We start from the raw sequence: 10,534 nt of genomic DNA on the forward strand, positions 1-10,534 counted from the left end.
CAATGAACCGAAGTCGAGCACCCGCCGCTTGGCAGCCGGACATCAGATCCTTCTTCTCATCTGTCGCCGGGATTAGGGACTCGTACACCACCCTTATTTGTGCTAAACGCATTGACGCCACAGGATTGTTGCATCATGTTTATAGGCTCAATAAGGTCCATATTGGTGCTAACCGGCCCAAAGGAGTTCATGGATGAACACTTTCCTACCCTCAGCCGTCTGCCGGGCGGCAAGAAATGCGCTTTATATCGACAGTGCCGAGCCCAACGAGGCGGCGGCAGCCCTGCCGGAAGCCTTTCTGAATGACCCGCTTATCTACCCGAATCAGACCATACAGGCGAAGTCAGAAACCGGTCAGGCACTACCACGGAAGCTTATCAAACGGCACAAAAAGATCATGCAGGACCTTCACCAGGCTATCCGTTAACGGCCGACTCACCAGCAAAGGAGCGGGAAATGCAACTCAAGCCGAAGATAGCCCTGTGGTTGCTACCCCTGTTGCTGATACAGGCTGTGGTTCTGATCGGAACTTCCTATCAACTCTATCAGGACTATGTCAAAAACCAGATCAAGGTGCAGACCAAAGACTCCCTGCTGCAGGTAAAAAGCACGCTGCAGGCAAAACTGCAGATGATCGAAGCCGACAGCAAGGTACTGGCCAGCAATGTGGTACTGAACCGTTACCTGATGACCGCAGAAAATACTCGCGCCCATATCATGTATAAGGTGCTGGCCGGGGAGTTCGAATCCTTCATGTCGGTCGACCCCGAATATCAGGAAATCAGCCTGCTGATGCCGAATAGCTATGAAGAGATAGCCCTGCTGACCGACGACGACCTGAACCAGACCGATGACGAACGGGATACCGCCTATTTTCGGGCGATAAAGGCCTCGGGCGTCGACTACAAAGTTGGCATCATGATCGATCCCGATACCGGTCGCTGGATGCTGGTGGCGCTCAGAAAACTGGTGCTGTTCGACCCGGTGGAAAAAACCCGTAACAGTCGAGGCGAGCTCAAGGGCTATCTGGTGATCAAGTCCAACCTCGACTTCCTGAACCCGATCGTCGACAACAGCAGCCTGTTCAGCGAAGGATTCAGCCTGCTTTATCATGACAACGGGACTCGGGTGCTGGAGCAGGGAGACACCCGGCTGTCGGCCGAAGGACTGACGATACTGTCTGCACAGGAAAAAGCGACCGACGCCGAGCAGATAATCTATCAGGAAAGCCTGATGCTCGATGCCCAGCCCTATCTGGTGGGACAGGTGGCCCTGATGGACAACCTCTATTTTTCCATTGGCTGGCCAACCGCCAAGCTGCACCAGTTGCTGTGGGATCTCGGCTCCAGTGCCATCAAGCATACCGCTGTGGTCATGCTGTTCAGCATGCTACTGCTGTTCTGGCTGCTGAACCGAATGTTGATAAGCCCGATATTGAAACTTGACTGGGCAGCTCGTCAACTGGAACAGGGAGATAACGACTGGCATTTTTACAGCCGCAGCAATGACGAGCTGACGGGCCTGGCCAACACAGTAAAAGACATGGGCCAGACTCTAATAAGACAAAAACGGGATCTGCACGAAATAGCCTACCTCGACAACCTGACCCGACTGCCGAACCGGCGCAGATTGCTGGAAGAACTGGATCTGCACTATGCCAACAGCAATGGTGGCCCCCCGGCCATTGCACTGCTGTTTCTCGATCTGGACGAATTCAAGCATATCAACGACACCATGGGCCACGAAACCGGCGACGCCATGCTGCAGGCCGTGGCCCGGCGCCTGGAGCAGACTCTGCGCTGCGCCGATATCGTCAGACCGCTCGGCCCCGATGAAAAAACAGCCCATCCCCAATTGGCCCGTATGGGCGGAGACGAGTTCACCATACTGCTGCGTAACATACGGGATCGGACTGGCGCCGAAGCCGTGGCCCGGCGCATTCTTGATGCCCTCGACGCCCCGCTGGCAGTCGATGGACGAGAGCTGCGTATCGGGGCCAGCATCGGTATCGCGCTGGCCGCCGAGGTGGGAGAAAGCGTGAGTGAGTTGCTGATGAGTGCCGATCTGGCGATGTACGACGCCAAGCGCGAGGGCAAGAATACCTACCGCTTCTTCTGTCGCAGCTCGGCCATCACCTCGCTCAAGAACCTGGAAATCAAGGATGATCTGCGCAGGGCGCTCAACCACAACGAACTGCAGCTGGCCTACCAGCCCCAGATCTGCGCCCGCAGCGGCCGTCTGGTGGGCTGCGAAGCCTTGTTGCGCTGGCATCATCCGGACAAGGGCTGGATACCGCCCGATGTGTTCATTCCCGTCGCCGAACAGTCCGGCCTGATCCTGCCGCTGGGCCGTTGGGTGATTCTGGAGGCCTGCCATCAGATAAAGGCCTGGCAGAACGCCGGAAATGCGGTGCCCCGGGTGTCGGTAAACGTTTCCTTTGTACAGCTACTCAGGGAAGACATGCACACTCTGCTGCATGATTGCCTGACGGGGTTGGATCTGGCTCCCGACTGCCTCGCGGTAGAGGTAACGGAGTCCAGCATCATGCAGGGAGAAGAAGCCATCTCCCAACTGAGAAAAATCCGCAAGTCCGGCATCCGGGTAGCGCTGGACGACTTCGGTACCGGTTATTCCTCCCTGAGTGCCCTGAAGGGGCTGCCGATAGACGAGCTTAAGATAGACAAGAGCTTTGTTACCGACCTCAATCAGGGCACCGACGGCAAGGCGATCATGTCCGCCGTGATCGCCATGGCCCGGCAGTTGAATCTGGAGGTGGTGGCCGAAGGGGTAGAAACCGACACCGAGCTGGCTTATCTGCGCCAGAAGGGAGCGGATATCATTCAGGGATATTATTTCAGCAAACCCCTGCTGCACAGCGAGTTTTCCGCCTACCTGAACCAGCACTCGGCGTCCCGGCTTCAGATAGTAGAGGGCTAGTCAAGCGTGTCTCTACACCAAGCAAAAAGGCCGGTGGGCATTCGCCACCGGCCTTTTTATACCAATCTAAATAAAAATATGATCTATTTGAAACTCGGAACGAGAGGCAACAGAGTCACCTCCCACGACACGCCATAAACCCATCCATGGGGGCTCGGAAATGCCCTCCTTGGCATTTCACGGTCGTGGGAGCCGATCTCTGCTGCCTCTCCATAGCACCGAGTTATCTGTAGGTCGCTCCACAGGCAACTCTGCAGCATTAGAGAGGATGAAGGGTTCTACTCCAGCGACCATCACATGACAGGACGTCATGTGCTGAGCGTCGCAGGGATGCGGTTCAGCGTGTCGGTGGAGTGAGCCCTTCGTTCGACCTTTACCGTGAAGCCAAGCAGATCAGTTAATTTTCCAGATTGGTCTTACATGCAACGAGTCTACCGTTCACGTATGGCGGCTCAGGATTGCGCCAACCCCGGTTGGATTTTGCGCTGCGGACCGAAAAACAGCGCGAAGCGCAGGGCGACATAGGCCACCACCAGGGTGGCCACCATCAGCTCACCGCCGGCCAGCACACGCAGCTGCTCCCGAGTATGCGTATCCAGCCCCCATTGCCCGGCCAGCGCCGCCACCTTGAACAGGGCGGTGGCACCAATCACCAGCGGAAAGGTAAAGGCCGCATAACCCGGGCTGAACGGCAGGCGCAGCAGCTTGATAAACGCCAGATAAATCAGCGTTGTCATCAGCACGGCAATGCCCAGCAGCACCGCCACCAGCAGCGGAGAAGGATTGCCGATCACCGTCAGGTAACCGGCCAGCGACAGGCTGGCCGGCGCGGCCAGAATGGCGATGGTCGGCTTGGCCGCATCCGGCACCTCGGCGCAGAAGATCAGTCGATACAGCATCATCGGCAGCATCAGGGCATAGCAGCTCATGCCGAACCACAGCAGACCCTGAGCCAGCGGGGCCAGGGCGCCACCGGGGCTGGCAACCGCCGCCACTATGATGCCCACCGGTGGTACAAACCAGCTGGGCACCATGTGATGCAGCCGAAAATCCTTGAGCCGATGCCAGACGAAGGTGACCAGAAACACCAGGTGCAACGCCACCGCCAACAACCAGAGCGCGGCCCCCATGTCGCCGCCGACCGCGCTGGAGATCACCATGGTGGCCATGGCAAAGGTGGGTACCACGCTGCCCACCACCGGATGCGCCAGATCCTGCGCCAGCAGCCGGGGGTGCAGCACGAATTTGCCCACCAGTATCAGCAGCAGCACGGCGGCGATGGCCGCCCCCAGCGCCTGGGCGCCACCGGCAAACAACCCGGTATTTTCCCAGCACCAGCCCAGACTGGCGATACCCAGCGCCAGCCCGGCCATGGGGGTGGGCGCGGCGGCGAAACGTTGGCGATAAATAGTCAGCATGATGGGCCTCCTCGATAACGAGTACTCATCATAGAAAAGCCCTACCATTCATGATATCTAAATGATTTAAACAAACCGTTTGGTATTTCTAAATGATAAGTCTGAAACAACTGCAGGTATTCAGCAGCATTGCCCGCCACGGCAACCTGGGGCTGGCGGCCGAAGAGTTATTTCTGAGCAAGGGCGCCCTGTCACAGGCGCTGGCCGAGCTGGAGCGTCGCCTGGGTAATCCGTTGTTTGACCGGGTGCACCCACGGCTGCAACTCAATGCACAGGGCCGACAATTGCAGCCGCTGGCCGAAGAGGTGTTGAGCCGCATTACCGACATAGAGCACCTGTTTGACGACAGCGCCGAACCCAGCGGCACCCTGCGGTTGGGCGCCAGCCAGACCATCGGCAATTACCTGCTACCCAGGCTGTTGGCCCGGCAACCGGGGCTGCAGGCCCGGGTGTGCATCACCAACACCCACAACCTGTGTGAAATGCTGGCACGCTTCGAGCTGGATATGGCGCTGATCGAGGGAGAAAATTATCATCCGGCACTGGTCACGCAAGACTGGCTCAGCGATGAAATGCTGATCGTCACCCACCCGAACCACCCCTTGACCCGGCAGCGAACACTGAGCCTGGCGCAACTCGAACACTACGATTGGGTACTGCGTGAGCCACGGTCGGGTAACCGCGAGCAGTTTGATCGCGAGCTGCTACCCAGGCTCGGCACCTTGGGCAACATGCTGGAACTCAACACCCTGGAGTCGGTGATGCAGGCGGTAGAGCAAGGGCTGGGGCTGGCATTTGTGTCCCGCAGGGCGGCACAGGATCGGCTGGCCACCGGCCGTCTGGTAGTGGTTGATGTCAACATTCAGTTGTCGCGCACCCTGCGGCTGGCCTGGCACAAACAAAAATACCATTCGGCCCTGCAGCGCCGCTTTATCTCCTTCTGCCTGCAACAGGGCCAAGGCTGAAACGGTGAGTGGCATTTACCAGAGCGGATCCACCAAGCGGGCCTTTTGCCCGGGAGTGATATAACAGTCAAAAAGTTAATCCGATGGGTATAATTCGGCTAAATCAGGATGACAGGCCAACCCCTTATGAAACTCTCCCAGCTCAATGCCTTCAAGGCTATTGTCGAATGCCGGACGGTCACCGCCGCCGCCGAGCGGCTTAATCTCAGCCAGCCGGCGGTCAGCCGCCTGCTGGCGGCGCTAGAGCAGCGACTGGGGTTCCAGCTGTTTATCCGCAAGGGCAACCGGCTGCAGCTCAGCGATGATGGCGAAGCCTTTTATCTGGAGGTAGCCAGAGCCTTCGAGGCCGTCTCCGGGCTGGATCAGGCCGCGGCCTCCATTCGCGCCCACCGGTTCGGCCGCCTCAATATTGCCGCCATGCCGCTGCTTTCCAACACCTTTCTTCCCCGTACCCTGGCCCGCTTTCTACACCAGTCACCGCAGATGAAGGTGGCACTGAAGACCTACCGTTCGGAAGAAGTGGTACACAGGGTCCAGAGCCAGACCACCGACATCGGCTTTGCCTTTATCGATGAGCCGCTGGCCGGCGTCAGGGCCCGGCGCGTGAAATGCAAGTCGGTGTGCCTGCTGCCCGCCTCCTCGCCATTGGCAGAAAAGTCGCATATTGATGTGGATGATCTGGCCGATCTTCCGCTGATCCGCCATGAAAAAGATGTCAGCCAGCGCCAGTTCGATGCGCTGCTGCGGCGCTACCAGTTGAATATGACCGAGCAGATAGAAGTCTCGTTGGCCACTACCGCGGCCGCGCTGGTACAAGAAGGGCTTGGCATGGCCATCACGGATCCCTTTACCGCCCGCATTGCCAGCGAGCATAACGCCGTGATAGAGCGGCCGCTGGCCTTTTCGCTGCCGTTCGAATTTGAAGTGCTCTATCCGGCTCTGCGCCCGCTCAACCGCCATGCCCAGCGCTTTATCGATCACTTTACCGCGCTGGCCGCAGACATGGGCATAGAATTAAACATGGGACCGATGCGGGACCTCTCCGAGAAAAAGTGACCTGCGTCACACTTGTCTTTCGATAATAGCGGCACGCATCATAAAATTAACACCTTACTCATCAACCAATTACATATCGACACCCGCCGAAGCATGTCTTTTCTGCATGGTTCAAGAGGGCCTGTGCATTATTCTGCGCTCCCGGTTTTTCCTAGTCTGGCGCCATCAGCAATCCACCTCCAGAGGAAAAACCATGTCCACTCGTGTCTCCGTGATCGGCTCCGGCAATGCCGGCCTGACCGCCGCCTATCATTTTTCCCTGCTGGGAGCCCGGGTCTGCCTGTACGGCGCCCCCGGCTTCGATCAGCCACTGGACGACATCGCTCAACGCGGTGGTATTCAGGCCTTGGCCGAATTCAATGGCGTGCCTCTGGAATTCGCCGGCACCCAGGCCATCGATACTCTGAGTCGCGATCTGGCCGAGGCGGTGGCCTTCTCCGATGTGCTGGTGCTGCCGGTACCCTCTTTCGCTCAGGAACCCCTGTTCAGGGCCATGCTGCCGCACCTGCGCGATGGCCAGACAATATTGCTGATGCCGGGAAATTACGGCTCCCTGGTCTTTAACCGCATCAGATTGGAAGCAGGTTATCAGACGCTGGACGTCACCCTGATCGATGCCATTTCCATCCCCTGGGCGACTCGCATCGTCGGCCCGGCGCAACTGGCCATCCTCGGCATGAAAGAGCAGCTGCCGGTGGCTGCCCTGCCCGCCAGCCGCACGCAAGAGGCCATTGAGCGCCTGCAGCCGCTGATGCCGCTGCCGCTGACCGCCCTGGACAACGTGATTGCCGCCGGGCTGGAAAACATCAATTTCGGCGGCCATCCGCTACTGACCACCCTCAACATGGGTCTGCTGGAAAATTTCAACGGCCAGTTCAATTACTACAAGGACTGCTGTTCACCAGCCACCGCCCGGGCGGCGGCGGTCATGGAGCAGGAGCGGCTGGCGGTCGGTCAGGCTCTGGGCCTGACGCTGACATCCGAGCTGGAGGCCATGAACAGCCTGTATGGCCTGAACGCCGACAGCGTCCATGAGCTGAACCGCACCTCGGAAACCCACGGCAAGCTCAACAGCGCCCCAAAGTCGTCCCAGGACCGCTACATCACCGAAGACGCCGCCTATCTGCTGGTGCCCTGTTTCGAGTTCGGCCGGCTCGCGGGAGTAAAAACCACGCTGGTCGAATCCTGCCTGCATATCGACAACGCCTATAACGAAGCCGATTATTTCAGCAGCGGACGCACCCTGGACAAAATGGGCCTGGCCGGGAAATCGGTTCAGGAAATCATGGAACTGGTTGCCTGATACCAGGCCGAGAGGGCCCTCGGCCCTCTCGCCGGTAATCCGGTCGATGAACACAAGGACATCCTGATGACCAAAATTAAGTTTCCCTCCGCCTATACCATACTGTTCCTGCTGACCATGGTGATGGCGGCACTGACCTGGATCGTTCCCGCCGGTCAGTATCAGATGGAAAAGAACGAAGCCCTGGGCCGCGAGGTACCGGTAGCAGGCTCTTATCAGTCGGTAGACGCCAACCCTCAGGGCATGGTCGAGATACTGATGGCCCCGGTGCAGGGGTTTTATGATCCGGCCAGCTATGCCGCCCGCGCCGTCGATGTGGCCCTGTTTGTGCTGGTGATCGGTGGTTTTCTGGGCGTGGTGACCCGCACCGGCGCCATCGATGCCGGCATCAACGGCAGCATGGCCCGGCTCAAGGGCCGGGAAAAGTGGATGATCCCCTTGCTGATGGGACTGTTTGCCCTCGGCGGTACCGTCTATGGCATGGCCGAGGAAACCATCCCCTTCTATGCCCTGCTGATCCCGGTGATGATCGCCGCCGGCTACGACAGCATAGTGGGCGTCGCCATCATCATGATCGGTGCCGGTATCGGTTGCCTGGGCTCCACCATCAACCCCTTCGCCACCGTCATCGCCTCCAATGCCGCCGAAATCAACTTCATGGACGGCTTTGGCCTGCGGCTGGCGATATTGCTGCTGGGCTGGCTGGCCTGCGTCTTCTACGTGATGCGCTATGCAGAAAAAGTGAAACGGGATCCATCCCGCTCTCTGGTCGCCCATCAGAAGGAAGAGAACGAACGTCACTTTCTGCACGGCAAGGCACAGCAGGCTCCCGAGCTGACCCGGACCCGCAAGCTGATCCTGGCCATCTTCGCCCTGACCTTCGGTGTCATGATGTGGGGTGTGTCGGCGGGCGGCTGGTGGATGGCCGAGCTGTCGGCACTCTTTATCGGCGCCAGCATACTGGTGGGGCTGGTGGGCCGGCTGTCGGAAGCTAACCTGACCGGCAGCTTTATCGATGGCGCCCGGGATCTGCTCGGAGTAGCGCTGATTATCGCCATTGCCCGCGGCCTGGTGGTGGTAATGGATAACGGCAATATCACCCACACCATCCTCCATTATGCCGAGGAGCTGCTGTCGGGGATGCACCAGATCGCCTTTATCAACGCCATTTACGGAATAGAAGCGGTAATGAGCCTGATAGTGCCTTCTTCCTCCGGGCTGGCGGTGCTGTCGATGCCGATACTGGCACCCCTGGCCGACTTTTCCGGCATCGGCCGCGAACTGGTGGTCACCGCCTTCCAGTCCGCCTCCGGCCTGCCCAACCTGGTGACGCCGACCTCCGGCATCGTGATGGGCGGCCTGGCCATCGGCCGGGTATCCTACGGCGTCTGGCTGAAGTTTATCGGCCCCCTGCTCGGCGTGCTGACTCTGATGGTGATGGCCATGCTCAGCCTGGGGGTGGTGCTGGGCAGTTAGCCCCGATCATCAAGAACAGACAAAAAGGCGGTGTCGCCCTTGCTGGCACCCGCAAATCAGGAACATTGCTCAATAAAAAAGGCCGCGGGCATAACGCCCGCGGCCTTTGTCGTTCACCGGGCCGAAGGTCAGGCCTTGTTCTGCTCCGCCTGACAGGCGGCGGCGGTAAACAGCACGTCGGTGGAGCTGTTGAGGCCGGTTTCTGCCGAGTCTTGCAGCACACCGATGATGAAGCCCACGGCCACTACCTGCATCGCCACCTCGTTGGAGATGCCGAACAGACTGCAGGCCAGCGGGATCAGCAGCAGTGAGCCACCGGCTACACCGGAGGCACCACAGGCGGAAACGGCGGCAACCACACTCAGCAGCAGGGCCGTGGCCATGTCCACTTCTATGCCCATGGTATGCACGGCGGCCAGGGTCAGCACGGTAATGGTAATGGCGGCGCCGCCCATGTTGATGGTGGCCCCCAGCGGAATGGACACGGAGTAGGTGTCTTCATGCAGATCCAGCCGCTTGCACAGATCCATGTTTACCGGAATATTAGCGGCCGAGCTGCGGGTAAAGAAGGCGGTCACGCCGCTTTCGCGCAGGCACTTGAACACCAGCGGATAAGGGTTGCGACGCGTCTTGAAGTAAACGATCAACGGGTTCATCACCAGCGCAATTACCGCCATCGAGCCGAGCAGGACTCCCAGCAGCCGGGCGTACCCCCACAGGGCCTCGAAGCCGGTGCTGGCGATGGTGCTGGCCACCAGACCGAAGATACCGATGGGTGCCAGCCGAATCACAAACTTGACGATACCGGACACACCGTTGGCCATATCCCGAAACAGATGCTTGGTGGAGTCGGCACCGTGGCGCATGGCCAGTCCCAGACCGATGGCCCAGGCCAGCACACCGATGAAGTTGCCGGTCAGCAGGGCATTAACCGGATTATCCACCACCTTGAACAGCAGCGTCTGCAGCACTTCACCAATGCCCTCGGGCGGCGAGGCCTCGGCGCCGTTGGTCACCAGCACCAGCTCGGTGGGAAAGGCAAAGCTCATCACCACCGCGGTCAGGGCGGCGGCAAAGGTACCCAGCAGGTACAGCGACAATATCGGCTTGATGCTGGTCTGATTGCCATGCTTGTGATTGGCGATGGACGACGCCACCAGCACGAACACCAGTACGGGTGCCACGGCCTTGAGCGCGCTCACAAAAAGGCTGCCGAGCAGGCCAACCGAATTGGCGGTATCGGGCAGCAATACCGCCAGCAGGGTACCGGCGATAATGCCGATCAGAATTTGCGTCACCAGACTGACACTGTTGGTCAGCCGCAGCAGAAGAGGTTGTGCTTGGTTCATAGTCATCCTTTGATGGCAGAAAATCCATCT

8 protein-coding genes are annotated in these 10,534 nt (G+C 59.1%); 6 read left to right on the forward strand and 2 right to left on the reverse strand.

Annotation, left to right across the window (positions count from 1 at the left end; all coding sequences use genetic code 11):
• The first annotated feature begins 193 nt into the window (after positions 1-193).
• Together Q0753_RS05965 and Q0753_RS05970 are read left to right on the forward strand one after the other, a co-directional pair.
• Complete coding sequence (locus Q0753_RS05965; protein WP_298718493.1) at positions 194-427, forward strand: hypothetical protein; 234 nt, start codon at positions 194-196, stop codon at positions 425-427.
• 29 nt (positions 428-456) lie between these two features.
• Complete coding sequence (locus Q0753_RS05970; RefSeq protein ID WP_298718496.1) at positions 457-2,937, forward strand: EAL domain-containing protein; 2,481 nt, start codon at positions 457-459, stop codon at positions 2,935-2,937.
• Positions 2,938-3,389: 452 nt separating this feature from the next.
• Here the strand turns inward: Q0753_RS05970 and Q0753_RS05975 are convergent, their stop codons facing one another.
• Positions 3,390-4,355 (reverse strand): TDT family transporter, encoded by a 966-nt coding sequence (locus Q0753_RS05975; protein WP_298718498.1) that lies wholly within the window; start codon positions 4,353-4,355, stop codon positions 3,390-3,392.
• A 92-nt stretch (positions 4,356-4,447) separates the two neighbouring features.
• Here Q0753_RS05975 and Q0753_RS05980 point away from each other — a divergent pair, with 92 nt between their 5' ends.
• From Q0753_RS05980 to Q0753_RS05995, 4 genes are all read left to right on the forward strand, one after another.
• On the forward strand, positions 4,448-5,320 hold the full coding sequence (locus Q0753_RS05980; RefSeq protein ID WP_298718500.1) for a LysR substrate-binding domain-containing protein: 873 nt from the start codon (positions 4,448-4,450) through the stop codon (positions 5,318-5,320).
• Positions 5,321-5,446: 126 nt separating this feature from the next.
• A complete protein-coding gene (locus Q0753_RS05985) occupies positions 5,447-6,376 on the forward strand; it encodes a LysR family transcriptional regulator (RefSeq protein ID WP_298718502.1) in 930 nt (309 codons plus the stop codon).
• A gap of 193 nt (positions 6,377-6,569) precedes the next feature.
• Positions 6,570-7,679, forward strand: coding sequence for an NAD/NADP octopine/nopaline dehydrogenase family protein (locus Q0753_RS05990; protein WP_298718505.1), 1,110 nt, complete (start codon positions 6,570-6,572; stop codon positions 7,677-7,679).
• Positions 7,680-7,745: 66 nt separating this feature from the next.
• Positions 7,746-9,155: a YfcC family protein gene (locus Q0753_RS05995; protein ID WP_298718507.1), complete on the forward strand. Its 1,410-nt coding sequence runs from the start codon at positions 7,746-7,748 to the stop codon at positions 9,153-9,155.
• 128 nt (positions 9,156-9,283) lie between these two features.
• Here the strand turns inward: Q0753_RS05995 and sstT are convergent, their stop codons facing one another.
• The gene (gene sstT / locus Q0753_RS06000) at positions 9,284-10,504 is read right to left on the reverse strand and encodes a serine/threonine transporter SstT (protein ID WP_298718509.1); all 1,221 of its coding nucleotides are present in this window, start codon (positions 10,502-10,504) and stop codon (positions 9,284-9,286) included.
• Positions 10,505-10,534: the final 30 nt, after the last annotated feature.

The organism is uncultured Oceanisphaera sp. (genome assembly GCF_947495715.1).
GTDB classification, from domain to species: domain Bacteria; phylum Pseudomonadota; class Gammaproteobacteria; order Enterobacterales; family Aeromonadaceae; genus Oceanimonas; species Oceanimonas sediminis.

Coding starts and splice junctions, on each gene's coding strand:
- Q0753_RS05975 (WP_298718498.1), bottom strand. CDS start 4,355: ATGCTGACTATTTATCGCCAACGTTTCGCCGCCGCGCCCACCCCCATG.
- Q0753_RS05990 (WP_298718505.1), top strand. CDS start 6,570: ATGTCCACTCGTGTCTCCGTGATCGGCTCCGGCAATGCCGGCCTGACC.
- Q0753_RS05970 (WP_298718496.1), top strand. CDS start 457: ATGCAACTCAAGCCGAAGATAGCCCTGTGGTTGCTACCCCTGTTGCTG.
- sstT (WP_298718509.1), bottom strand. CDS start 10,504: ATGAACCAAGCACAACCTCTTCTGCTGCGGCTGACCAACAGTGTCAGT.
- Q0753_RS05980 (WP_298718500.1), top strand. CDS start 4,448: ATGATAAGTCTGAAACAACTGCAGGTATTCAGCAGCATTGCCCGCCAC.
- Q0753_RS05985 (WP_298718502.1), top strand. CDS start 5,447: ATGAAACTCTCCCAGCTCAATGCCTTCAAGGCTATTGTCGAATGCCGG.
- Q0753_RS05995 (WP_298718507.1), top strand. CDS start 7,746: ATGACCAAAATTAAGTTTCCCTCCGCCTATACCATACTGTTCCTGCTG.
- Q0753_RS05965 (WP_298718493.1), top strand. CDS start 194: ATGAACACTTTCCTACCCTCAGCCGTCTGCCGGGCGGCAAGAAATGCG.